This is a genomic window from Mesorhizobium sp. CAU 1741 (genome assembly GCF_039839275.1).
GTDB lineage: Bacteria > Pseudomonadota > Alphaproteobacteria > Rhizobiales > Rhizobiaceae > Aerobium.
In genome coordinates this window covers 1,022,705-1,045,537 of the sequence record NZ_JBDOQP010000001.1, presented here as the reverse complement: position 1 = coordinate 1,045,537, position 22,833 = coordinate 1,022,705, and the positions used below count along the sequence as shown (strand labels likewise).

The following is a 22,833-nucleotide window of genomic DNA, read 5'->3' as shown; positions in this document are numbered from 1 at the left end:
TCACCGCGCCGCGGCGAGCAGCCCATCCACATCGACATGCCGCTCGAGATGGGCGGCCAAGGCATCGAGCGCCTGCTCGATGCCTGCGCGGTAGTCGACACCGTTGCCACGCACACCAAGCTCGGCCAGAACTTTGCGCCGGAACCGGTCTGCGCCGAAGATGCCGTGGAGATACGTGCCCCAGACGCGCCCGTCGGCCGACACGGCGCCATCTGGCACTCCGTCGATCGTCACAGCCGGCCGAAGAGTATCCGGCCCTACAGTGCGGCCGAGATGGATTTCGTAGCCGGACAATGGTTCGTCATGGATGACCGAACGCGCCTCTACGTTGCGTACCGTCTTTTCCGGCTCCAGCACGGTTTCGACATCCAGAAGCCCCAGCCCCGCGACGCTGCCGCCACCTTCAATACCGTGGGGATCCGAAACCAGGCGGCCGAGCATCTGGTAGCCGCCGCACAGGCCAATGATGCGTCCGCCACGCCTTCTGTGGGCCGCAAGGTCGTCGTCCCAGCCATTGTCACGCACCATCGCCAGATCGGCAATCGTCGCCTTGGACCCCGGCAGGACCACCAGCGCCGCGTCGCGAGGCAATCGTTGGCCTGGCGGCACAAACACGACTTCCACCTCGGGCTCCGCCTTCAGTGGATCGAGATCGTCGAAATTGGCGATTCGTGACAGCATCGGCACCGCCACCTTGCAGGCCGGTCCATCGCCCCTCGCCGCGCGCTCCAGCACCACCGCATCTTCCGAAGGCAGAAGTGCCGCCTCGCGCAGCCACGGCACCACACCGAACGAACGCCAACCGGTGTAGCCGCCAATCGCCTTGAGGCCGTCATCGAACAGCGTCACGTCACCGCGAAACTTGTTGATCAGGTAACCGACGATCATGCGCCGGTCCTCGTCGGGAAGGATGAGATGCGTCCCGGCGATCGACGCAATGACGCCGCCCCGGTCGATGTCGCCCACGAGCACCACTGGCACGTCCGCGCGCGTGGCGAAACCCATATTGGCGATGTCGTTGTCCCGCAGGTTGATTTCCGCCGGAGAGCCTGCCCCCTCCACCACCACGAGGTCTGCATCACGGGACAGCCTCGTCCACGACTCCAACACCGCCGCCATCAGCGAGGCCTTGAGGGTCTGATAGTCGCGCGCGACGGCGTCACCGATCATTTTCCCGTGCACCACCACCTGAGCGCCGACATCGCTCTGCGGCTTGAGAAGGACGGGATTCATGTCCACGCTGGCGGGAGCGCCACAGGCCAGTGCCTGGAGCCACTGCGCGCGCCCTATCTCGCCGCCCATGGCCGACCCGGGGATATCCGCCACGGCGGCATTGTTCGACATGTTCTGTGGCTTGAAGGGTCGCACGGAAAGGCCCCTGTTGCGCGCCGCGCGGCACAGGCCCGCGACGAGCACCGTCTTGCCGACGTCCGATCCCGTTCCCTGAAGCATGATGCCGCGGGCCTTGCGGGCAGTCGACATTTTGCACTCTCCGTTGTCGCTTTGGCGCACAGCGCCTTTGCGGGGTGGCACGTTGCGCAGGTTTCCCAATGGGCTAGATTGGAGGTCAAGTCCACAATCGACTCCAGGGAGGACGTCATGGACGCCGCACTCGACGCGACAGCCAATCAGTTTGAACTCAACCCGGACCAGCGCGCCATTCAGGAGATGACGGCGGGCTTCGCCGCCGACAGGGTCGCGCCCTATGCGCTCGACTGGGACCGCGAGCGCTTTTTTCCATCCGCCGTGATCCGCGAGACCGGCGCGCTCGGCTTCGGCGGAATCTACATCCGCGAGGATGTCGGCGGATCCGGCCTCGGCCGCTTGGACGCCGTGCTCATCTTCGAAGCTCTGGCCGCAGCCTGTCCCGGCTTCTCCTCGATGATCTCGATCCACAACATGGCGGCCTGGATGGTCGACCTGTTCGGCTCCGACGAACAGCGGCAGCGCTTTCTCCCCAAGATGACGTCGATGGAGTGGCTGGCAAGCTACTGCCTGACGGAACCCGGCTCCGGGTCAGATGCGGCCGCTTTGCGGACGCGCGCCGTGAAGGACGGTGACGAGTATATCCTCAACGGCGCCAAGCAGTTCATCTCCGGCGCCGGCGATTCCGATCTCTACGTCGTCATGGTCCGCACCGGCGAGGACGGCCCGAAGGGCATCTCGACCTTCGTCGTGCCCAAGGACGCGCCTGGTCTGTCGTTCGGCCCCAGCGAAAGCAAGATGGGCTGGCACATGCAGCCGACACGGCAGGTGATCCTCGAGGATTGCCGCGTGCCGGCAGCAAACCTCCTGTCGGGCGAAGGCGCCGGCTTCGGCATCGCCATGGCCGGTCTCGACGGCGGCCGTCTCAACATCGCTGCCTGCTCGCTGGGCGGCGCGCAGGCCGCGCTCGACAAGGCGCTGGCCTATGCAGGCGAGCGTCAGGCCTTCGGCCGGACGATCGACCAGTTCCAGGCGCTGCAGTTCAAGCTCGCCGACATGGAGACGGACCTTCAGGCCTCTCGCGTGCTCCTGTATGCGGCTGCCGCCAAGCTGGACCGAAAGGCGCCCGACGCAAGCAAATGGTCGGCGATGGCCAAGCGGTTCGTCACCGATACCTGCTTCGACATCGCAAACGATGCGCTGCAGATCCACGGCGGCTACGGCTACCTGCATGAATATGGCGTCGAGAAGCTGGTGCGTGACCTGCGCGTGCACCAGATCCTGGAAGGCACCAACGAGATTATGCGGGTCATCATCGCCCGTCACCTGATCGGGAGGAACTGACGAAATGACCACCATTGCATTCATCGGCCTCGGCAACATGGGCAACCCCATGGCCGCAAATCTCGTCAAGGCCGGCCACACGGTGCACGGGTTCGACCTCCTCGAGGACAATCTGGCCACCGCGCGCGACAACGGCGTTTCGGTTGCCGGAAGCGCCGTGGAGGCCGTCAAGGCGGCGGACATCGTCATCACAATGCTGCCCGCCGGCAAGCATGTGCTGAGCGTCTATGGCGACATCGTACCGGCCGCGCGCGAAGGCACGGTGTTCATCGACTCCTCCACGATCGACGTCGATTCAGCAAGGCAGGCCCATGGGATCGCCGCAAAGGCCGGCATGCTGTCGGTAGACGCGCCGGTTTCTGGCGGTGTCGGCGGTGCTGAAGCAGGCACCCTCACCTTCATGGCGGGCGGCTCCACCGACGCGTTCGCGAAAGCGGAGCCGATACTCACTGCGATGGCCGGAAAGATCGTGCATTGCGGCGACGCGGGTGCCGGTCAGGCCGCCAAGATATGCAACAACATGATCCTCGGCATCTCGATGATCGGCGTTGGCGAAGCGTTCGTGCTGGCAGAGAAGCTCGGCCTGTCCCATCAGGCGCTGTACGATGTCGCCTCCACCTCTTCCGGGCAATGCTGGTCGCTGACCACCTATTGCCCCGTCCCTGGCCCGGTACCAACCTCGCCAGCCAATCGCGACTACAAGCCCGGCTTTGCCGCTGCGCTCATGCTCAAGGATCTGAAGCTGTCGCAGGAGGCCGCACAATCGGCCGGTGCTTCCACCCCGCTCGGTGCCCATGCCGCCGACCTCTATGCCCGGTTCGAGGCGGCCGGCAACGCCGGTACGGATTTCTCCGGAATAATCCGCTTCCTGCGTGACGGGCACGCCTGAACATCGGCAGCAAGTGCGTTCAATTGGGAATTGGCCTGTGGACAGGCGCTGAACACCCGCTTTCGTCGAAAAAATGCCGGATTTAGATTTGCTTAAGCTCTCGCTAACCGACCGGTAACGATGTCCCTGTAGAACGGTTCTCGAGGCGGTTATCGCATCCGCCCGCGCTCCGGATCAGGTCTCGCGTACCGGAGCCGTAAGTTTCGCCGCGTATCGAGTTTGCGAAGCGCCATGCGTTGATTTGGCAAGACCGCGTATCTCCCCGCCCGGAGAACGCGGTTTTTGCTGTAAGGCCTTTCTCTCAGCGCGGCTTGAATTGCACGTCCACTGACGGGCGCAATCCGTTCGAAAGCCTGTTCGTCTCGTTAGCCATGCCGACGACGGCGAGAAGCTCCATGAGTTGCTGGTCGGTCATTCCCTTGGCGCGCGCTGCCGCGGTATGCGAATAGGTGCAATACTCGCAGCCATTGGTAGCCGACACGGCGATGTAGATCAGTTCCTTGGTGAAAGAATCGAGCGAGCCAGGGCTCATCACCTGCTTGATGTCCTCCCAGGTCGATTTGAGCAGCGCCGGATCGTGCGCCAGCACCTTCCAGAAATTGTTGACCCAATCGGTGCTGCGCGTCTGCATGATGTCGTCATAGACGGCACGCACGTCTTCATTCGCATCTTCGTACTCGATCGGCGCCACGAGCGGTTCTTCAGCCATCGGTCTCACTCCATGACCCTGGGGCTCCCGCCTCCGAAAGCGGCCCCCATAGTTCCTGGGCGCTTTCGGGACGGATGCAATAGATGGTTTGTCGGCTATTTTCTAAGGTCGAGGCTGGCCGAGTCCAGTGCTCTTTCGATCCTCTCCACCGCCATGTCGATGGTGTCTCTTGTCCAGATAAGCGGCGGCGACAGGATCATCGTGTCCCCCGTCGCGCGCATCATCATGCCGTTTGCGATGGCATGGTCGCGGACGATCACCGCCGCGGCGCCGTCCCCGGGAAACCGCTCGCGGGTCTCCTTGTCCTTGACGATCTCGATCGCGCCCATCAGGCCGATGGTGCGCACTTGGCCGACAATATCGTGGCCGGCGAGCCGGTCGCTCAGCGCCTTGCGGAAATAGGGCCCAGTCTCGTCGCGCACGCGCTCGATCAGCCCTTCCCGCTCGATGATGTCGAGGTTGGCCAGCGCGACCGCGCAGGCGACCGGATGCCCCGCATAGGTGTAGCCGTGATAGAACTCGCCGCCCTTTTCGACGACCGTACCGGCAACGCGGTCACCCACCAGAAGCGCAGAGAGCGGCTGATAGCCTGATGTCAGCGCCTTGGCCGTGGTGATCATGTCCGGCTCGATGCCCATCGACTGCGCCGCAAACCAGGCGCCGGTGCGCCCATAGCCGGTTATCACTTCGTCGAGCATCAGCAGCACGTCATACTTGCGACAGATCCGCTGCACTTCGGGCCAGTAGCTTTCGGGTGGGATCTTCACGCCGCCCGCGCCCATCACCGGCTCGCCGATGAAGGCAGCGACATTGTCCGGCCCGGCTTCAAGGATGGCATCCTCGATCGCCTTTGCCGCCCGCAGGCCGAAATCATGCTCGCTCTCGCCGGGCAACGCCAGTTCGTAGGCATAGGGCATCATTACGTGCACGATGTTCGGTACGGCACCGCCAAGCTGGCCGTGCATTCCCGCCATGCCGCCGAGCGACGTGCCCGCCACGGTCGAGCCGTGATACGCGTTCTTGCGCGAGATGATCATGTTCTTCTTCGGCTTGCCCTCCAGCGCCCAGTAATGACGCACAAGCCGCAGCGCGGTGTCGTTGGCTTCCGAGCCGGAGGAACCGTAGAAGACCTGGTTGATACCAGCCGGGGCGATCTCCGCGAGCTTCTTCGCCAAAAGGACCGGCGTCGGCGTCGAGCAGCGAAAGAACGAGTTGTAGTATGGCAGTTCCTTCATCTGGGCATAGGCCGCCTCAGCCAGTTCGTGGCGTCCGTAGCCGACATTGACGCACCACAGCCCGGCCATGCCATCGAGGATCTCGTTGCCATCGGAATCGTAGATAAACGGCCCGTCGGCATGGGTGATCATGCGGCTGCCCGCCGCGCGAAGATCCTTGTGGTCGGTGAACGGATGGAGATGATGGGCGGCATCCATCTCCTGAAGCTGCTTCAGCGAAAAATTCTGATAAGTCATGGGGATAATGTCTCCGGTTGAATCGATCGGCGTGGCGCCGTAGCGGATTCAAGCGGCAGGCGGCGGAGAATATCCGATGCGCGCGCACAAGCGCAGCAACTCCGCATGCCGCGTACGCGGCGAGGCGGTGATGGCTGAAAAGCGCATGCCGGTCTGCTGGTCGTGAGCGTCGTGCATGGGTTGAGTTTAGCCGAGACTTCACCTGGGGTTCAAGCGGCTCTTACCCTTGCGCGCCACAGGCCGACGACCAGAAGCACGCCGCAGAGAAAGGCGAGCAGAACGGGAAGTCCGTTCGGGCCAAGCACCTGCATTGCGCCACCGGCGCTGGGCGGCCCGGACACGCCGCCGATGCCCCACATGACCGCGAAGGCGGCATTGCCTGCGACGAGCATGGAGCCGGAAAAACGCTGTCCAAGCTCCACGATCGCCATGGTATAAATTCCGTAGGCGAACGCACCCCAGAAGAACGCCATCGGCCATTGCCATGGTGTCGCCAGCGCCAACGGCAGCAGCGCACAACCGGCAACGGTCATCAGCGCGCACAGCATCATCACGCCCCTGGCGCTCCAGCGATCGGCGATCATGCCCAGCGGCACCTGCAGTGCGACATTGCCGATGATGAAGACGGTCAGGAGTTGTGCCATCACCGCCTCCTCGATCGCGTTCGCACGCCCATAGGACGGGAGCATGGAAAGCATTGCCGTTTCGAACGCGGAGGCAACGACGACGGCCAGAAGCAGGGTCGGCGCAACCGGCAGGAAACGTCGGACCGTGCCTTGCTGCTCGTCATCCTCGAAACGCGGCAGCCGCGATGCAGCGAAGAACACAAAACTGCCGCAGATGAGGAAGGCGCAAATGCCGACGAGGAACGGCGGCCACCCCTGAGAGCCGACCAGAACCAGCGTGGTCGGACCGGCCGCGAAGCCGAGCGAGATGACCGAGGTGTAGACACCCATGAAACGTCCGCGCGCCCTTGCTGGCGCAAGCGCAATCATCCACGTTTCGCTCAGCACATAGAGCGGAATCACGCATACGCCGACAAAGAAGCGCAGGGGAAACCAGAGCCAGACATTCTGCGTAGCCCCAAGCAGAAACAGCAGCGTCGCGCACAGTCCGGCGCAGGTCAGCACGGTGGCGACACCGCCCAGCCGCTTGACGACCGACGGCACCATCGAAGCGGCGATCATCATGCCCAGGGGCGACATTGCGGCCGAAAGCCCGATCAAGGTAGGCGAGTGCCCCTGGCGCTCGAGGATGAAGCTCAGCAGCGGATATGACAGCCCCTGGGCGACGGCGAACACCGTGACCGTCGCGGTGACGGCCCCGATTGCCAGCCATTGAACGGGCGCTATGACGGTCGCGGTGGGGCTCTCCATGCTGGCCCATATGGGACAACCACAAGGCGCAAGCCAGCGGCGTCGGAGGGCTGGTCCGGCCATTCGGCCGTACTGGCATAGCATGCAGAAAATGTAGGTCGCTTCTGTCGCTCTTGTTGTCGCCGCCTCATCAACGAGACCGTCGCCGCACGTCCAATATGCTCGACGAACGTGACAAGGGTGAACGCCATGATCGATGCAGCACTGCCGTCTGACAGTCTGGCAGCTCCAGAAAGAGCAAGGCGCGGCGGCCGTGCGGGTAAACGCGCCGGCGGCGGTGCATCCTTCGAGCAACCCGCGTTCCGTCAGCTACGCGTTCCGTTCGAGCCGACACGCATCGTTTCAGACGATCAACTGGAGTCGATTCATCTCGCCTCGCTGCGCGTGCTGTCGGAGATCGGCGTCGACGTGCTGCACGATGGCGCGCGCCAGATCATGAAGGAGCACGGCGCCGACGTGCTGGAAGGTACCGAGCGCGTGCGCTTCGACCCCGACCTGATCCTCGAGCTGATTTCCCATGCGCCGGCGCAGTTCACGCTGCATGCGCGCAACCCGGCCCACAACATGGTCTTTGGCGGCGACAACCTCATCCTCTCGATGATGGCATCGGCGCCGAACTGCTCCGACATGGACCGCGGCCGGCGGCCGGGCAACCAGGAGGATTACCGAAACTTCCTGCGGCTCGCCCAGATGCACAACATCATCAACTGTACCGGCGGCTATCCCGTCGAGCCGATCGATATCCATCCGTCGATCCGCCACCTGGAATGCGTCCGGGACCTCGCGGTACTGACCGACAAGATCTTCCATATCTATTCGCTCGGAAAGGAACGCAACGTCGACGGCATCGAGATCGCGCGCCTGGCGCGTGGCGTCTCGCGGGAACAGCTTCTGGAAGAACCGTCCGTCTTCACCATCATCAACACCAACTCGCCGCTCAAGCTGGACGTGCCGATGATGGAGGGCATCATCCAGATGGCGTCGGCCGGCCAGGTCGTCGTCATCACCCCGTTCACGCTTTCGGGCGCTATGGCCCCGGTGACGATCGGCGGCGCGCTGGTGCAGCAGAATGCCGAGGCGCTGTCAGGCGTCGCCTTCGCCCAAATGGTGCGCAAGGGCGCGCCGGTGGCTTATGGCGGCTTCACGTCCAACGTCGACATGAAATCCGGCGCGCCCGCTTTCGGGACGCCGGAATACATGAAGGCACAGCTCGTCGGCGGGCAGCTCGCGCGCCGCTACAAGCTGCCCTACCGCACCTCCAACACCTGCGCAGCCAACACCGTCGACGCCCAGGCGGCCTATGAGAGCGTGTTCTCGCTGTGGGGCGCGATCCAGGGCGGCGGCAACATGATGATGCATGGCGCCGGCTGGCTCGAAGGTGGTCTTCGCTGCTCGTTCGAAAAGAGCATCCTCGATTTCGACCTTCTCCAGATGGTAGCCGAATTTCTGACCCCGCTCGACCTGTCGGACGATGCGCTCGCGGTAGACGCCATACGCGATGTCGGCCCGGGCGGACATTTCTTCGGCACGCCACACACCCAGGAACGCTACAAGACCGCCTTCTACTCGCCGATCCTTTCGGACTGGCGCAATTTCGAAAGCTGGAGCGAGGCCGGATCGCCAACGGCGATGGAGAAGGCAAATCGCGTCTGGAAGGAACGGTTGGCCACCTACGAGCAACCGGAGATGGACCCCGCCATCCGCGAAGCGCTCGACGAGTTCGTCGACAGGCGCATCGCCGAAGGCGGCGCCCCGACGGATTTTTGAATCAGTTTCTCTACACACGGACACAACACCATGAAATCTCACGTCAAAGCGGTTGTCATCGGCGGCGGTGTCGTCGGCTGCTCGGTCCTCTATCATCTGGCCCGTGCCGGCTGGACCGACGTGATGCTGATCGAGCGGTCGGAGCTGACGTCCGGCTCGTCCTGGCACGCGGCGGGCGGCTTTCACACGCTGAACGGCGATCCGAACGTCGCCAAGCTGCAGGCCTATACGGTCCAGCTCTACAAGGAACTGGAGGAGCTCTCCGGCCAGTCGTGTTCTCTTCACCTGACTGGCGGCGTGATGCTGGCCGACAGCCCGGAGCGCATGGATTTCCTGCGCCTGGCGCACGCCAAGGGCCGCTATCTGGGCATGGACACCGAACTGATCACGCCGTCCGAGGCCAAGGCGATGTTTCCGCTGATGGACGAAAGCCATTTCGTCGGCGCGATGTGGGACCCGGTCGAAGGCCATCTGGACCCTTCTGGAACGACGCATGCCTATGCCAAGGCCGCGCGCAAGCTCGGCGCCGAAATCGTGCTGCGCAATCGCGTGATCGAATTGACTCAGGAAGTCGACGGCACCTGGAATGTGGTCACCGAACAAGGCACCGTGAAGGCCGAGCACGTCGTCAATTGCGGCGGCCTGTGGGCGCGTGAAGTTGGCCGCATGGTCGGCCTCGAGCTGCCGCTGCTTGCCATGGAGCATATGTACCTGCTGACCGAGCCGATGCCGGAAGTGGAGGAGTTCAACGCCCGCACCGGCCGCGAGATGGTGGGCGTGCTCGACTTCAAGGGCGAAATCTACACCCGGCAGGAGCGCAACGGCGTGCTGCTAGGCACGTATGAAAAGGCATGCAAGCCGTGGTCGCCGGTCAACACCCCGTGGGAGTTCGGCCACGAGCTGCTGGCCCCCGATCTCGACCGCATCGCGCCATCGCTGGAGGTCGGCTTCCGCCACTTCCCCGGCATCGAGAAGGCCGGCATCAAGCAGATCATCAACGGCCCCTTCACCTTCGCGCCTGATGGCAATCCGCTGGTCGGCCCGGTGCAGGGGCTGACCAATTTCTGGTGCGCCTGCGCGGTCATGGCCGGCTTCAGCCAGGGCGGCGGCGTCGGCCTGGCACTGTCCAACTGGATGGTCAATGGCGATCCGGGCTTCGACGTATGGGGCATGGACGTCGCCCGCTTCGGCGAATGGGCGACGCTGCGCTATACCAATGCCAAGGTCCGCGAGAACTATTCGCGCCGCTTTTCTATCCGCTTCCCCAACGAGGAGCTGCCGGCAGCGCGGCCGGCGCAGACGACGCCGCTCTACGATACGATGGTCGGGCAAAACGCCGTGATGGGCGATAGCTGGGGCCTGGAAACACCGCTGTGGTTTGCCCCGGAAGGCACGGAGCCGAAGGACATCGTTTCCTTCCACCGCTCCAACGATTTCGAGCATGTCGGCAACGAGGTGCGGGCCGTGCGCGAACGCGTTGGCGTCACCGAGATCGCCAATTTCGCCAAATACGAGGTCAGCGGCAGCGGCGCCGAAGATTTCCTCAACCGGCTGATGACCAATCGCATGCCGAAGGCCGGACGCATCGTGCTGACGCCGATGCTGAACGAGTTCGGCAAGTTGATCGGCGACTTCACCATCGCCAAGGCAGGCGAGGACAGGTTCATCATCTGGGGTTCGTCGGCCGCACAGAAATATCACATGCGCTGGTTCGAGCAGCATGTGCCGAAGGATGGTTCGGTGCGCATCCATCGCTATGACCAGACGCTCGTCGGATTGTCCATCGCTGGTCCGAAGTCCCAGGCCCTGCTGCAGAAGCTCGTCGACGACGATGTCTCGTCCAAGGCATTCCGCTTCATGGATTTCCGCGAGATGGCGGTCGGTGGCGCGCCCTGCATGGTCAACCGCATCACCTATACCGGCGATCTCGGCTACGAGATCTGGATGGAGCCGGCCTATGAGCGCCTCGTCTACCAGGCGATCAAGGACGCCGGCGCGGAGTTCGGTATCGTCGATTTCGGCATGCGCGCGCTGCTGGCGATGCGGCTCGAAAAGAACTTTCCGACCTGGTTCCGCGAGCTGCGTCCCATCTACGGCCCGTTCGAGGGCGCGATGGATCGCTTCGTCAAGCTCGAGAAGAACGATTTCATCGGCCGCGAGGCGGCAGCCAAGGAGCACGCAGACGGCGCGAAGCTGCGCCGCGTGTCGTTCATCGTCGATGCGCTGGACGCCGACGTGATGGGCGACGAACCGATCTGGGCGAAGGTGAACGGCACCGATTATGGCACGATCGAGAAGCCGCATGGCTACGGCGCGCCGCGTTTCGATGCCCAGGGGAAGGAGACGCGGACGTCGGAGGCCGATCACGGCGCCTCGTCGGTACGCGGCATCCATGACGGAGAATGGTCCGTCGTCGGCTGGGTGACATCGGGCGGCTATGCGCATTTCGTCGGCAAGTCGATGGCGCAAGGCTACGTGCCCGCCGCACTTGCCGAAGACGAGAGCGAAAAGCTGTTCGAGATCGAGATCCTCGGCCACCGCCGTCCGGCGCGCATCAATATCGAGCCGCCATTCGATCCGTCAGGTGAAAAGATGCGGGGCTAGGGCCCCCGATTACCAGTCCACGGCGTCGAAGCCTTTCGGGCGCATGAAGGAGAGATTGCAGCCCTTGCTGATCGCGATCACGGTGATGAGATGAGACAGCTCATCATCGGTATGTTCGCAATCCGGCTTCGCCGATCGCAGTTCAGACACCAGAGCCGGAACCGAGATCAGGCGCTTGCCTCGCTTTGCGATCGCCTGCTCGACGAAAGCCGCGACGGATGTGTTCTTCAACGGGGTCGTCTCCTGCACTTGCGGGCCTGAAACACCCGGAACGAGTTTTTGTTCCCTTAGGCAAGCGTCGGATAACATTTGATAATCTGCTGAGGCAGGGCGCGCGCGCGGACATAGGGCAGGCCCTTCCGGCGCGCGGTCCAGCCGGCGACACGCAGGCTTCCTGCGGCGGCTGGTTCCAGCCGTTTGAACAGCGCCCATGAACGACAATCGATCGCCGCGACATCGCCCTCCCCGTTCGCAACCGCGAGAGCCGAGGCACGATGACCGCCGGTCTCGATCCGGTCGGCAAAGATATCGAGCCCCTCCCCCGATGCCTCCAGGTCCGCTGCAATGCCCAGCAATCCGGACATTGAATCTGGATTGTTGAAGGCGAAGCGCTGCCCCCGCATGCGTTCGAGCGGCAGATGCGCAGAACCGTCCGGCACGGGCGCGATGTCGCCCTCTCCCCGCATGACGATTGCGCTGGAGTAGAGAGGACCGTGTCCGCCCTCAACGTTGGAATAATCCGGCTGTGCGATGATCGTCACATGCGCGTCCAGGCCGGTGGCGCTGAGCGGCCCCCAGCATGTCTGTGAAAAGACCAGCCCGGGGTGGCGCCAAAGGGTGAAGAGGTCAAAATCGTCTGGCGGGAGAATTGCAGGGTCCGGCGCGATGAGCCTGCCGGCCTCATCGTGTATTCCGCCGGGAACGGCAGGCATGTCCGCGTTCCTTCGCACCAGCTCGTCACGCACGTCGATACCAGCGGCGTGCAGTTTTGCGCGCACACCGGCCCATGTGCCGTCTGTCTCGGCCTGCTCCTCGGGCCAGTCATACATCGGAAGTGCTGCGAAATAGGCGCTCACTCTTTCGGCGGCTCCGCAGGCACGGTCGCGGTGCCGAGCCCACCGACATTGCGGACCCTGATGCGTGGCGTGAATGCCCGCCCCTGCTCCGGCGCGCGACGCAACACAGGATGAACCACCGGCTCCTTTGCCTTGAAGGCATAGTCTTTAAGCAGCGCCAGGTAGTTCGGATACGCATAGCCCTCGTTCATCGCCAGCCAGTCGGCTCGTCGAGCGCGGAATGCCGCTGGCAATTGATACCAGGCGATGCTGGGCATCTTGTGATGCACGAGATGCAGGTTGTTGTTGAGGAACAGAAATGCCAGCGGAGAACGCTCCACGATGATTGTGCGCCCGTCGGGACGTTCCGACCATTGATGTTCCGCAAAGGTGCGGATCGCAATCAGCGATTGACCAAGATAAACCGGAATGACGTAGACTAACACGGTCATGTCGAAGGCGAGCGTCACGATGGGCAGTAACAGCACCAGCCCAGCCAAGTGATGCACCCATGCACGTCGAACCGCGCTGTCGCCCGCTGTAAGCAGTCTGGCGTCGGTCAGTACGAAACCGACATTGGCGATCGCCGGCCCGATGACAAATCGCCCCGCCATCGTGTTGTTGAGTTTCAGCAACGCCTTGAGCCACGCCGGAAGATCGTCGTGATGCCACAACGCGCGATAATAGCTCTCGGGATCATCGAAAGGATCGGTCAGCCGTTCATCCGCGTGGTGGCGCAGGTGCAGCGCTTTGAACCGCCGGTACGGATAGATCAGACCGATAGGCAGCGCCACCAGAAGTTCGTTGAGACGGGAACTGCGCGTGGGGTGGCCATGCGAGGCTTCGTGCATCAGGGAGGAGTGCAGAGCGACAGCCAGCGTCATGACAGCCAGTGCCGCCAACGGCCACTGGGGCCAAAGGGCGATTCCCGCCAGCGCCCATGCGCAATAGCACGCCGCTATCAGTGCCACTGTCGGCCATTCGACCCGCAAGCGCGTTCGCGTTGATCCGTTCCTTCCAATGCTCATGTTTTGGTGCCCCAATCACCTGATTCCTGACAGGATGTTGTCAGCAGGGACAGAATGCTGCAATGCGACAATGCGCGGTAAATGTTGATTATGAAACCCAAATACGACAGATGTTCATTATTATCAACAAGCGGACCTCGATATGGACAAGCGCGACATAGCGGAGACATTCAGGCTGAGGCTGGCGACGCTGGTGGCGCGTTCCGGGGTCAATCAGTCGACGTTCGCGACGCGAATCGGCATCGATCGCTCGGCGCTTTCGCAGTTGCTGGCTGGTTCGGCAACGCGACTGCCACGCGCCGAGACGCTGATGAACATTGCATCGCAACATAACGTCTCGCTCGACTGGCTTTTGGGCCTCAGCCAGGACGAGGGCCTGGCGAGCGAAATCCGCCAGAGCCTGGAAATCGAGGAAGCGCCCGGCGGCTTTGATCGGACACTGCTTGGCAAATGGCACACGGAAGCCGCAGGCACCAAGATTCGCTATGTGCCGGCTGGCATTCCCGACCTGCTGCGCACCGAGGAACTCATAGATTACGAGGCGGGAATCACGATGCGGGATCCGGGGGCACAACTCGGCGAAGCCCAGTACCGCATCGACTACAACCGCCGGCCCGAGACAGACATGGAGGTCTGCATGCCGCGCCATATGCTTGAAATCTTCGCACGCGGATTGGGCATCTGGTCGGGCTTCCCACCCGAGGCGCGCGCAAGGCAGCTGGCCCATATGGCACGGTTGCTCGACGACCTCTATCCCAGCTTCCGGCTCTATCTGTATGACGGTCGCAAGCGCTATTCGGTGCCCTACACCATCTTCGGCCAGATCAGGGCGGCGATCTTCATGGGGAACATGTATGTGGTGCTGAACGCGACCGAGGCGGTCAGGACGCTGACACGCCATTTCGATGACCTCATCCGCGCAGCTGAGATCAATGCCCATGAAACGGCCGGCTTCGCGCGCCACCTTCACGACGTAACCGTGCCCGCGGATTGACCAGACATAAAGATTTCTTTATATTGTTATCTGTCTTTTCCAGATTGCGCGGGGCGCCTCCAATGACCAATCCGATCGACGCGTTGATTGCCGAAAAGGGCGTCCTACTCGCCGATGGCGCGACAGGCACCAACCTGTTCGCCATGGGACTGGAATCAGGTGAAGCGCCGGAACTGTGGAACGAAGATCACCCGGACCGGATTGCCGCCCTCCATCAAGGCTTCGTCGATGCGGGCGCCGACATCATCCTGACCAACTCGTTCGGCGGCACGCGCCACCGCCTCAAACTGCACAATGCACAGGATCGCGTTCACGCCCTGAACAGGCGCGCGGCCGAGATCGCGCGGGACGTTGCGGACAAGGCCGGGCGCAAGGTCATCGTCGCAGGCTCGGTCGGGCCGACCGGCGAGCTGCTGCAGCCTCTCGGCGCCATGACCTATGATGAGGCCGTCGAGGCCTTTGCCGAGCAGATCGAAGGGCTGCAGGCCGGCGGCGCTGACGTCGCCTGGATAGAAACGATGTCGGCCCCGGACGAGATTCGAGCAGCCGCCGAGGCCGCGATCCGTGTCGGCCTCCCCTACACCTATACCGGTTCGTTCGACACCGCCGGCCGCACGATGATGGGCCTGCCGCCAAGCGACATACACGTCGTCACCGACAGTCTTTCTCAACAGCCGGTCGGAGTCGGCGCCAATTGCGGCGTCGGCGCTTCCGACATCCTTGCCTCGCTGCTCGACATGAGCGCGGCGAGACCGGACGCCACAATCATCGTCAAGGGAAATTGCGGTATTCCCGAATTCCGAGGGACCGAAATCCATTACTCGGGCACCCCTGAACTGATGGCCGATTACGTCCGCCTGGCCGTGGATGGTGGCGCGATGATCGTCGGGGGCTGCTGCGGCACGTCGTTCGAACATCTGAAGGCGATGCGCGTCGCCCTTGACAGTCACGCAAGGGCAGAGCGCCCGAGCGTCGGCGAGATCGTTTCCCGCATCGGCCCGCTGCGCAACAAGCAGGCGGCCGAGAGCGGGGAAGGCTCCGGCGGCGCCCGTCGAGAACGCCGCCGCAGGGGCTAGGCATCGAAGCGCCCGGCGCTACCGATCCAACGCCGCCGCCAACCTGACCAGAGACAGGAATTCCGCCCGGTAGCCGAACGGATCGGCGCCGCGCGCGGCACTGGCGATCTCCAGCACCTGGTCGTAGCCAAAGCCCGAGAGTGCATCCTGGCCACGCAGCTTCTGGCCAAGTGCGGCAACCGCCACGGAAAAACGCTGATCCTCGCCCGCGGCGTCAAACGATGGCACCATGTTCGCACCCGTCACCGGCGTTTCAAGGAGCCGGCTCTCGTCTTCTCCCGGAGTCTTGTATCGGACTTTCACAAAGGCGAGTTCGTCGCTCGTGGTCGTCGTCGGCGCCGCAGGCGGCGCTCCGTAGCGCAGATCGTCGACCAACCGCGCGGGACTGCCAACAGGCGTCAGTTCGTAGATCGCGGTGACGCTGTGACCCGACCCGATTTCGCCGGCATCGACCCGGTCGTTGTTGAAATCCTCGCGTGCGAGCGCCCGCGTCTCGTAGCCGATCAGCCGATATTCCGCGATGTGCACCGGATTGAACTCCACCTGAATCTTCACGTCGTCGGCAATCGGGAACAGTGTCGAGGAAGCCTCCTCGACGAGCACCTTCTCTGCCTCCGCGAGTGTGTCGATATACGCCGCCGTGCCGTTGCCGCTCTGGGCGATCGCCTGCATCATCTGGTCGTTGAGATTGCCGCGTCCGAAACCAAGCACCGACAGATAGACCCCTGTCTCCCGCTTATCCTCGATCAGCCGCTCGAGATCGTCGTCACTCGTCTGCCCGACATTGAAGTCACCGTCAGTGGCCAGCATGACACGATTGACGCCGCCCTCCACGAACGACGTCTCGGCCAGTCGGTAGGCCTCGCGAAGCCCCGCCTCGCCGGCCGTGCTGCCGCCCGCCTCCAGCCTGTCGAGCGCGGCGAGAATGGTCGCTTTCTCCGAGACTTGGGTCGGCTGCAGCACGGTACCGGCATTGCCCGCATAGGTGACGATCGAGACGGTATCGTCGGGACCGAGCCGATCGACGAGCAACCGGAAGGAATTCGTCAGCAGCGGCAGCTTGTCCGGCTCGCTCATGGAGCCCGACGTGTCGATGAGAAAGACCAGGTTGGAACGTGGCTTGGCCGCGGGCTGGAGGTCAAAACCCTTGATCGCGACATGCATGAGCTGCGTCTGGTCGTTCCATGGCGTCGGCATGACCGTCACCGTGGTGTTAAACGGAATCTCGGCGTCGCGCGGCGCCGGCCACCCATAGGGGAAATAATTGATCATCTCCTCGACACGCACCGTGTCGGGCTGCGGCAGGCGTCCTTCCTTAAGGGAGCGGCGAACGAATGCATATGACGCCGTGTCCACATCGATCGAGAATGTCGATACCGGATCGTCCACCACGGCCCGGACGGGATTGCCGTCGAAACCCTCCAGCCGATCGCGCGCCTGTGGAGGCATCGGCATTGGTTCCGGTACGGCCATTGCGGGCGCCGACAGGGTCATCCGGTTCTGCGACATCGACTGCTGGTGATAGGCCGACGTGTCACGCTGCAGCCCGGCGATCGGAGGTGGCGGCGCTGCCTCCTGCAAGGGAGCGGGCTGCACCGCCTTGTCGGCCGCATCCGCTTCAGGCGAAGGCACCTCACTGTCCGCCGCCTCGCCCGGCGCCTGCATGCGCTCACGGGCCGGCGCGCGGGTTTCGACCACCGCATCGTCGGGCCTTGCACCGGCGCGATAGTCATCCACAATCTGCCATCCGACGAGCCCCGCCACCGGCAGAGCGACAAGCCCGGTCAGGGCTGGAACTGCAATGAGCTTTTTCTGCATGATCTCTCTCCAGAACATCATCGTTCTGTCAATGAGACGTCGACCGTCAGCGTGTCCTTGGGTCGCGGCCGAAGGATTTTCGGCCAGGTCGTAGGCACGGAGTGCGGCGTCGACGCCGCGGCGCCGGGCGGAATCGGAGGTGACTGGCGCGGCGGTGCCGCGCAGGCGATCAAGCTCGTCGAATTTGTTCTTCGCCATCGTCACACTTCCCCGGCCGAGACAATCGTCTTCAGCCGCTTCTTTGCCTCGTGGATGTGCCAGGAGACCGTTGTTTCGGTGCAGCCCATCAGCATGGCAGCGCTGGCGTGGGACATTTCCTCCCCATAGACCAGCGTCACGGCCTGGCACTGTTTCGGCGGCAGCAGCCTCACGGCATCCCAAAGCGCATCCGCGCTATCCTCGACTGGATCAGCTTCATCTTGATCCATCAACTGATGCTTGCCGTAGGCCTCCCGCCTCACCGCCTCCCGCGCCGTTTGCCTGGCTCGGTCGCGTACCGCGTTCAGGACGATCGCGTACAGCCAGGTCGAAAAGGCGGCGCCACCACGATACCCCCTGATGGCGCGGCCAAGGCGCGCGCAGACATCCTGCGCCACGTCTTCGGCATCCGCGCGATGCCCCGTGAGACGCCATGCGATCCGGAACACGAAGTCATAATGCCGTTCGACCAGGCGCTCCAGGCAGACGCGCTCGCCGGCAGCAGCACGGCTGGCAAGTCTGGCGTCGGAATCGTGCTGTTCGTCGGTCATCAATGCTGTCATCGATCCTTGGACGCCACGAGGCTGCCGATCCTTTGGTACGCCGCGCGATTATTTCGTAGACGGTTCTGTTAACCCGTTGGCAACCACACGCGCTAACCGGATCGTAGTCGCGCCGTGCTTTCCTTGCGTCAACTGCTCTATGCGGGCGGACTGGAGCGTGGGGGAACGAAACTCTGGATACGACCACACTGCTTGCCGCGAATGCGATCATCTTGTGGGTGACGGCTCTGGCTTTCGGCATCGCCGGCCACGGGCGCCGCGAGGATGCGTTCTGGAAGTCTTGGACGCTGGCCAACCTCGTTCTCGGCGCCGCTCTCGTGATCTACATCGTCGAAACCCATTTGCCCCGCCTGCTCATCGCAACGCTGCCGAACGGCATGCTGATTCTCGGTTTCGGCCTGAGCTGGCGTGCCGCACGGCAGTTTGGAGGCAGGGAGGTGCCGCTGAGCCGCCTGTGGATACCGCTGGTCGTGTTCGTCGCGTTCGCCGCGCCGCTTTCCCAGGTATCGTATGCGCCGGCATTCACGGTTGCCAACGTCATCCTGACAATCCTGGCCACCGCAATCGCCTGGGAGTTCTGGCGTGATCGCTCCGACGGACTGGCGTCTCGCTACGCCCTGGTGGCAGCCTACCTTCTGATTACGTCGTCCTTCTTCTGGCGCATATGGCTTGGCTTGGCCAGCAGCGCGACCATGCCGCCGCATCTGCCTCTCGATACGCCGCTCATCATTCACCTGGTCGTCGCGTTGATCTACACAGTGGCATCAGGAACGTTCAGTCTTTCACTGGCTTTCGAACGCAGCAACACCAAGCTTCGCCATGCGGCGAGCCACGATGCGCTGACAGGGCTGATGAATCGTGGCGCGTTTGAAACCGAATTACGCGCGGCACTCGACGATGAGCCTGCGACCCCCTTCACGCTTGCGCTCTTCGACGTCGACCACTTCAAGAGCGTCAATGACCGATTCGGTCACGCGGCCGGTGACGAAGCGCTGCGCCGATGCGCTGAAATCTGCCGGTCCTGCACCGACAAGGGCGATCTCGTCGCGCGTGTCGGAGGCGAAGAATTCGCCATCGTCCTGAAAGGCAAGTCTGTCGATGCCGCCACGGCCACGATCGAGCATGTTCGCCGCCTTGTCGCTGCAACGCCGATGCACTCCAGCGGACAACGCTTCAGCATCACGATCAGCGGCGGCCTGTGCCACAACGCGACCGGACGCGGCAATTTCGACGAACTGATGCGCGATGCCGACGCCTTCCTCTATGACGCCAAGAACAAGGGCCGCAACCGCATAGAGACGATCGCGGCCTGAGGTCACAAAGCGGCAAACGCCTTCTGGTGGAACGCCTGGACGGCACTTGGATATCGATACGCGCTTCCCACCGGACAGGCGTTGCGCGCCAGGCAGCCAATGGTCCTGCAGGGTTGGCCCCCATCACCGGCGACATGCGACACGCAGCGCGAATAGGCGAACCCCAGCGGCGAATAAGCGTCCACGGGACATGCACTGAGGCAGGGTTTCGCTTCGCATGTATCGCAAGGGTGATGCGGCGCTTGTACAGGCAGCAGCGGAAGCTCTCGATCGAAGACGAGCGCGCCGCGATAGGCATGCCAGGGTCCGTAGCGTGGGTGCATCAACAAGCCGAGCGGCGATGGCCTGAGCCGTTCCGCCTTCATCGCCCATTGCTGGAAAGGAGCAAAAGGCCGATCGCTCGGCATCACCACCCGCGCACCGAATCTCCGCGCCACCGCGTCGATGACGTTCCGCGACCAGCTATCGAGCGGATTTGCAGGATCGGAAATCTGCTGCTCGCGCCAGCGCAGGAAGGTCGTCCAGTACGCTGCACCGGCATTGCCGACCAGCAAGACGGTTCTTGCGGCTCCGCCATCCTCCGCCAGGACCACGCCGCCACGCAGGATCAGGCCGTAAACGGCCAGTTCTGCGGCAACCTCCTGCTCAGTGGGAAGTCCCGAGCGTTTCACGAAACAGTCCTGTCAGTCGTGTCCAGTGGCGCTCAGCCCCCGCGGGGTCGTAGACGCTGTGGTCGGGCACCGTCCATCCATGTGCCATACCGACATAGTTCTCCATGGCATAGTCGACCTGTGCTTCGGTCAAGGCACCGGCGAGTCTTGCGACCTGCTCCGGTGGAAACGACTTGTCGACGCTCGCCGACCCGACATAGACGCGGGCCTTGATATGGCTGGCCAGCAGATGCGGGCTGTCAGCGTCATCATTGGCAAGATTGCCGCCGTGAAAACTTGCCGCCGCCCTGATGCGCCCTGGAGCGGTGGCCGCCGCCACCAGCGCGCGGGCACCGCCCATGCAATAGCCGACTGTCCCGACCGGCCCAGTCGCGCCGTTTTCCGTCAGGGCTTCTATGAACGCATCCGTATCGGCCTGTGTGGCGGATATCGGTGTCTCCGCGCGCAGCTTGCGCAGGCGGTCGTTGCTCGCTTCTTCCTTGAAGGCGGTGTTCGGATCGAAACTGCCATGGTCCGGTTGGCGGTAATAAAGGTCTGGGAGCAGAACGGTGTAGCCCTCGCCCGCCAGTCGCGCCGCCATGGAGGCGAGCGACGCGCGCAGGCCGAAGACGTCCATGTAGAGGATGATGCCGGCCTTGGAGGTCGCTGTAGCGGGCTTGAAAAGCCGCGCCGTTGCGAGCCCGCCGGGCGCGGCAAACTCGATGAGGTTTCCGTCCATTATTCCTGCCTGACCTTGTTGGAGCCAGCAGAGTGATAGACCATCCCGGCTGCCGGGCTCAACTCTTTCCCGTATCCGGCGAACGTACGGTGTTTCGCCAGACTTCCTCGTAGATGATGTCGGCCACTTTAGCCCGGCCTGAAACGGGCTCCTTTCAAGTGAAGGCGTCGGGCATCGACTCCTTCTTCTTCTCGACGAAGTCCCGCAGCCCGTCGGCGATGCCAGGATCGAGATAGGGCGCCTCGTACGTCTCCAGCCAGCGCCGGGCGAGATCGTTGGCGCGCTGCGGCGCCGTCTTCTCGCCCTCCGCCTGCCATTGCTCGAAGGAATTGTTGTCGGCGATGGATGAGCGATAGAAGGCCGTCTGGAAATTCGCCTGCGTGTGCGAACAGCCGAGATAGTGGCTTCCCGGTCCCACTTCGCGGATCGCATCCATCGCCTGGCCGTTCTCCGACAAGTCGACACCTGCGGCAAACTTTTGCGCCATGCCGAGCTGGTCGACGTCCATCATGAATTTCTCGTAGCACGACGCCAGCCCGCCCTCGAGCCACCCGGCCGAGTGAAGCACGAAATTGGTGCCGGCAAGCAATGTCGAGTTGAGCGTATTGGCGCTCTCGTAGGCTGCCTGCGCATCGGGAACCTTCGACGCGCACAGCGAGCCGCCGGTACGAAACGGCAGCCCGAGCCGCCGGGCGAGCTGGGCCGCTCCATAAGAAACCAGCGACGGCTCCGGCGTTCCGAAGGTGGGCGCACCCGACTGCATCGAGATCGACGACGCAAATGTGCCGAAGAGAACCGGCGCGCCGGGCCTCACGAGCTGGGTGAACGCCGCGCCTGCCAGAACTTCGGCCAGCACCTGGGTCAGCGTGCCGGCCACCGTCACCGGGCTCATCGCGCCCGCCAGGATGAAGGGCGTAATGATCGTCGCCTGGTTGTTGCGCGCGTAGACCTTCGCGGCGCCCAGCATGGTCTCGTCGAAGACCATCGGCGAGTTCGCGTTGATGAGGTTGATGATGACCGTGTTCTGGTCGACGAATTCATCGCCGAACAGGATCTTCGCCATCGCGACCGTGTCCTCGGCGCGTTCCGGCGCTGTGACCGAGCCCATGAACGGCTTGTCTGAAAGCGTCATGTGCGCCAGCACCATGTCGAGATGGCGCTTGTTGACGGGAACGTCCACGGGTTCGCAAACGGTGCCGCCGGAATGGTGGATCGAGGGCGCCATGTAGGCCAGTTTCACGAAGTTGCGAAAGTCCTCGATCGTGGCGTAGCGCCGGTTGCCGTCGAGGTCGCGCACGAAGGGCGGTCCGTAGACCGGGGCAAACACCGTCGCATCGCCGCCGATCTGCACCGAGCGCTCCGGGTTGCGGGCGTGCTGGGTGAAAACGGAAGGCGCTGTCTTCAGCAGCGATCTCGGCAGGCCCTTGGGGAAATGGACCCGCTCGCCTTTCACATCGGCGCCGGCGTCCTTCCACATCGCCAGCGCTTCGGCGTCGTCACGAAACTCGATGCCGACTTCCTCGAGGATCGTGTCGGCATTGGCTTCGATCAGCGCAATCCCCTCCTCGTTCAGCACCTCGTAAAGAGGGATCTGGCGCTTCACATAAGTAAGCTGCGTCCCGGGCCCGCCGCCCGTGCGTGCCGCGCGCCTTGCCGCGGCCCCGCCGCGCTCACCGCGCCCCCGGCGACCGCCGCTGGGCTCCTGCTCGACAGCCAGATCGTCTTCCATGACCGTTTCCCTACGTCTCTGCTTGACGCAATTTGCGCCGTTTCGGCGGATCGTATCCGCGCACAGTTGCAAGAGCGGCCCGCC

General features: G+C 63.4%; 19 protein-coding genes. 7 read left to right on the top strand and 12 right to left on the bottom strand.

Going from position 1 to position 22,833, the window contains the following annotated elements; all coding sequences use genetic code 11:
* Nucleotides 1-1,482 (bottom strand): cobyric acid synthase, encoded by a 1,482-nt coding sequence (locus AAFN84_RS04970; RefSeq protein ID WP_347513392.1) that lies wholly within the window; start codon nt 1,480-1,482, stop codon nt 1-3.
* A gap of 117 nt (nt 1,483-1,599) precedes the next feature.
* Here AAFN84_RS04970 and AAFN84_RS04965 point away from each other — a divergent pair, with 117 nt between their 5' ends.
* A complete protein-coding gene (locus AAFN84_RS04965; protein WP_347513391.1) occupies nt 1,600-2,769 on the top strand; it encodes an isobutyryl-CoA dehydrogenase in 1,170 nt (389 codons plus the stop codon).
* A 4-nt stretch (nt 2,770-2,773) separates the two neighbouring features.
* The gene (gene mmsB, locus AAFN84_RS04960; protein WP_347513390.1) at nt 2,774-3,658 is read left to right on the top strand and encodes a 3-hydroxyisobutyrate dehydrogenase; all 885 of its coding nucleotides are present in this window, start codon (nt 2,774-2,776) and stop codon (nt 3,656-3,658) included.
* A gap of 301 nt (nt 3,659-3,959) precedes the next feature.
* Here the strand turns inward: mmsB and AAFN84_RS04955 are convergent, their stop codons facing one another.
* The 3 genes from AAFN84_RS04955 to AAFN84_RS04945 form a co-directional block, all read right to left on the bottom strand.
* Nucleotides 3,960-4,367 (bottom strand): carboxymuconolactone decarboxylase family protein, encoded by a 408-nt coding sequence (locus tag AAFN84_RS04955; RefSeq protein WP_347513389.1) that lies wholly within the window; start codon nt 4,365-4,367, stop codon nt 3,960-3,962.
* 95 nt (nt 4,368-4,462) lie between these two features.
* Complete coding sequence (locus AAFN84_RS04950) at nt 4,463-5,839, bottom strand: aspartate aminotransferase family protein (RefSeq protein WP_347513388.1); 1,377 nt, start codon at nt 5,837-5,839, stop codon at nt 4,463-4,465.
* A 209-nt stretch (nt 5,840-6,048) separates the two neighbouring features.
* On the bottom strand, nt 6,049-7,215 hold the full coding sequence (locus AAFN84_RS04945) for an MFS transporter (protein ID WP_347513387.1): 1,167 nt from the start codon (nt 7,213-7,215) through the stop codon (nt 6,049-6,051).
* 189 nt (nt 7,216-7,404) lie between these two features.
* On the opposite strand from AAFN84_RS04945, the gene AAFN84_RS04940 reads away from it, so the two are divergent.
* Together AAFN84_RS04940 and AAFN84_RS04935 are read left to right on the top strand one after the other, a co-directional pair.
* A complete protein-coding gene (locus AAFN84_RS04940; protein WP_347513386.1) occupies nt 7,405-8,982 on the top strand; it encodes a trimethylamine methyltransferase family protein in 1,578 nt (525 codons plus the stop codon).
* Nucleotides 8,983-9,012: 30 nt separating this feature from the next.
* Entirely contained in the window at nt 9,013-11,586 is a 2,574-nt protein-coding gene (locus AAFN84_RS04935) for an FAD-dependent oxidoreductase (RefSeq protein WP_347513385.1), read from the top strand.
* Nucleotides 11,587-11,595: 9 nt separating this feature from the next.
* Here the strand turns inward: AAFN84_RS04935 and AAFN84_RS04930 are convergent, their stop codons facing one another.
* The 3 genes from AAFN84_RS04930 to AAFN84_RS04920 are packed head-to-tail and all read right to left on the bottom strand — an operon-like array spanning nt 11,596 to nt 13,669.
* Nucleotides 11,596-11,817 carry a hypothetical protein gene (locus AAFN84_RS04930; protein ID WP_347513384.1) on the bottom strand — a complete coding sequence of 74 codons (222 nt, stop codon included), beginning with the start codon at nt 11,815-11,817 and terminating at the stop codon, nt 11,596-11,598.
* A 56-nt stretch (nt 11,818-11,873) separates the two neighbouring features.
* Entirely contained in the window at nt 11,874-12,662 is a 789-nt protein-coding gene (locus AAFN84_RS04925; RefSeq protein WP_347513383.1) for a PhnD/SsuA/transferrin family substrate-binding protein, read from the bottom strand.
* On the bottom strand, nt 12,659-13,669 hold the full coding sequence (locus AAFN84_RS04920) for a fatty acid desaturase (protein ID WP_347513382.1): 1,011 nt from the start codon (nt 13,667-13,669) through the stop codon (nt 12,659-12,661). Before AAFN84_RS04920 ends, AAFN84_RS04925 begins: the two co-directional genes overlap by 4 nt.
* 142 nt (nt 13,670-13,811) lie before the next feature.
* On the opposite strand from AAFN84_RS04920, the gene AAFN84_RS04915 reads away from it, so the two are divergent.
* Together AAFN84_RS04915 and bmt are read left to right on the top strand one after the other, a co-directional pair.
* Entirely contained in the window at nt 13,812-14,663 is an 852-nt protein-coding gene (locus AAFN84_RS04915; protein ID WP_347513381.1) for a helix-turn-helix transcriptional regulator, read from the top strand.
* Between the two features lie 62 nt (nt 14,664-14,725).
* Nucleotides 14,726-15,739, top strand: a complete 1,014-nt coding sequence (bmt, locus tag AAFN84_RS04910) for a betaine--homocysteine S-methyltransferase (protein WP_347513380.1) — start codon at nt 14,726-14,728, stop codon at nt 15,737-15,739.
* An 18-nt stretch (nt 15,740-15,757) separates the two neighbouring features.
* Here bmt and AAFN84_RS04905 read toward each other — a convergent pair whose 3' ends face one another.
* Nucleotides 15,758-17,755, bottom strand: coding sequence for a von Willebrand factor type A domain-containing protein (locus tag AAFN84_RS04905; protein WP_347513379.1), 1,998 nt, complete (start codon nt 17,753-17,755; stop codon nt 15,758-15,760).
* Between the two features lie 2 nt (nt 17,756-17,757).
* The gene (locus AAFN84_RS04900) at nt 17,758-18,318 is read right to left on the bottom strand and encodes an RNA polymerase sigma factor (RefSeq protein ID WP_347513378.1); all 561 of its coding nucleotides are present in this window, start codon (nt 18,316-18,318) and stop codon (nt 17,758-17,760) included.
* 218 nt (nt 18,319-18,536) lie between these two features.
* Here AAFN84_RS04900 and AAFN84_RS04895 point away from each other — a divergent pair, with 218 nt between their 5' ends.
* Nucleotides 18,537-19,631: a GGDEF domain-containing protein gene (locus AAFN84_RS04895; protein WP_347513377.1), complete on the top strand. Its 1,095-nt coding sequence runs from the start codon at nt 18,537-18,539 to the stop codon at nt 19,629-19,631.
* Nucleotides 19,632-19,633: 2 nt separating this feature from the next.
* Here AAFN84_RS04895 and AAFN84_RS04890 read toward each other — a convergent pair whose 3' ends face one another.
* The 3 genes from AAFN84_RS04890 to AAFN84_RS04880 all read right to left on the bottom strand — a co-directional run bounded on the left by AAFN84_RS04890 (nt 19,634) and on the right by AAFN84_RS04880 (nt 22,749).
* Nucleotides 19,634-20,302 (bottom strand): hypothetical protein, encoded by a 669-nt coding sequence (locus AAFN84_RS04890; RefSeq protein ID WP_347513376.1) that lies wholly within the window; start codon nt 20,300-20,302, stop codon nt 19,634-19,636.
* Nucleotides 20,277-21,020 (bottom strand): dienelactone hydrolase family protein, encoded by a 744-nt coding sequence (locus AAFN84_RS04885; protein ID WP_347513375.1) that lies wholly within the window; start codon nt 21,018-21,020, stop codon nt 20,277-20,279. The genes AAFN84_RS04890 and AAFN84_RS04885 overlap by 26 nt, the downstream gene beginning before the upstream one ends.
* Nucleotides 21,021-21,174: 154 nt before the next feature.
* Nucleotides 21,175-22,749, bottom strand: a complete 1,575-nt coding sequence (locus AAFN84_RS04880) for a trimethylamine methyltransferase family protein (protein ID WP_347513374.1) — start codon at nt 22,747-22,749, stop codon at nt 21,175-21,177.
* Between the last annotated feature and the right edge of the window lie 84 nt (nt 22,750-22,833).

Bases quoted from the DNA above. Each gene is read 5' to 3' on its own strand.
- AAFN84_RS04970 (WP_347513392.1), bottom strand. From the start codon at position 1,482: ATGTCGACTGCCCGCAAGGCCCGCGGCATCATGCTTCAGGGAACGGGA.
- AAFN84_RS04965 (WP_347513391.1), top strand. From the start codon at position 1,600: ATGGACGCCGCACTCGACGCGACAGCCAATCAGTTTGAACTCAACCCG.
- mmsB (WP_347513390.1), top strand. From the start codon at position 2,774: ATGACCACCATTGCATTCATCGGCCTCGGCAACATGGGCAACCCCATG.
- AAFN84_RS04955 (WP_347513389.1), bottom strand. From the start codon at position 4,367: ATGGCTGAAGAACCGCTCGTGGCGCCGATCGAGTACGAAGATGCGAAT.
- AAFN84_RS04950 (WP_347513388.1), bottom strand. From the start codon at position 5,839: ATGACTTATCAGAATTTTTCGCTGAAGCAGCTTCAGGAGATGGATGCC.
- AAFN84_RS04945 (WP_347513387.1), bottom strand. From the start codon at position 7,215: ATGGAGAGCCCCACCGCGACCGTCATAGCGCCCGTTCAATGGCTGGCA.
- AAFN84_RS04940 (WP_347513386.1), top strand. From the start codon at position 7,405: ATGATCGATGCAGCACTGCCGTCTGACAGTCTGGCAGCTCCAGAAAGA.
- AAFN84_RS04935 (WP_347513385.1), top strand. From the start codon at position 9,013: ATGAAATCTCACGTCAAAGCGGTTGTCATCGGCGGCGGTGTCGTCGGC.
- AAFN84_RS04920 (WP_347513382.1), bottom strand. From the start codon at position 13,669: ATGAGCATTGGAAGGAACGGATCAACGCGAACGCGCTTGCGGGTCGAA.
- AAFN84_RS04915 (WP_347513381.1), top strand. From the start codon at position 13,812: ATGGACAAGCGCGACATAGCGGAGACATTCAGGCTGAGGCTGGCGACG.
- bmt (WP_347513380.1), top strand. From the start codon at position 14,726: ATGACCAATCCGATCGACGCGTTGATTGCCGAAAAGGGCGTCCTACTC.
- AAFN84_RS04905 (WP_347513379.1), bottom strand. From the start codon at position 17,755: ATGGCGAAGAACAAATTCGACGAGCTTGATCGCCTGCGCGGCACCGCC.
- AAFN84_RS04900 (WP_347513378.1), bottom strand. From the start codon at position 18,318: ATGACAGCATTGATGACCGACGAACAGCACGATTCCGACGCCAGACTT.
- AAFN84_RS04885 (WP_347513375.1), bottom strand. From the start codon at position 21,020: ATGGACGGAAACCTCATCGAGTTTGCCGCGCCCGGCGGGCTCGCAACG.
- AAFN84_RS04880 (WP_347513374.1), bottom strand. From the start codon at position 22,749: ATGGAAGACGATCTGGCTGTCGAGCAGGAGCCCAGCGGCGGTCGCCGG.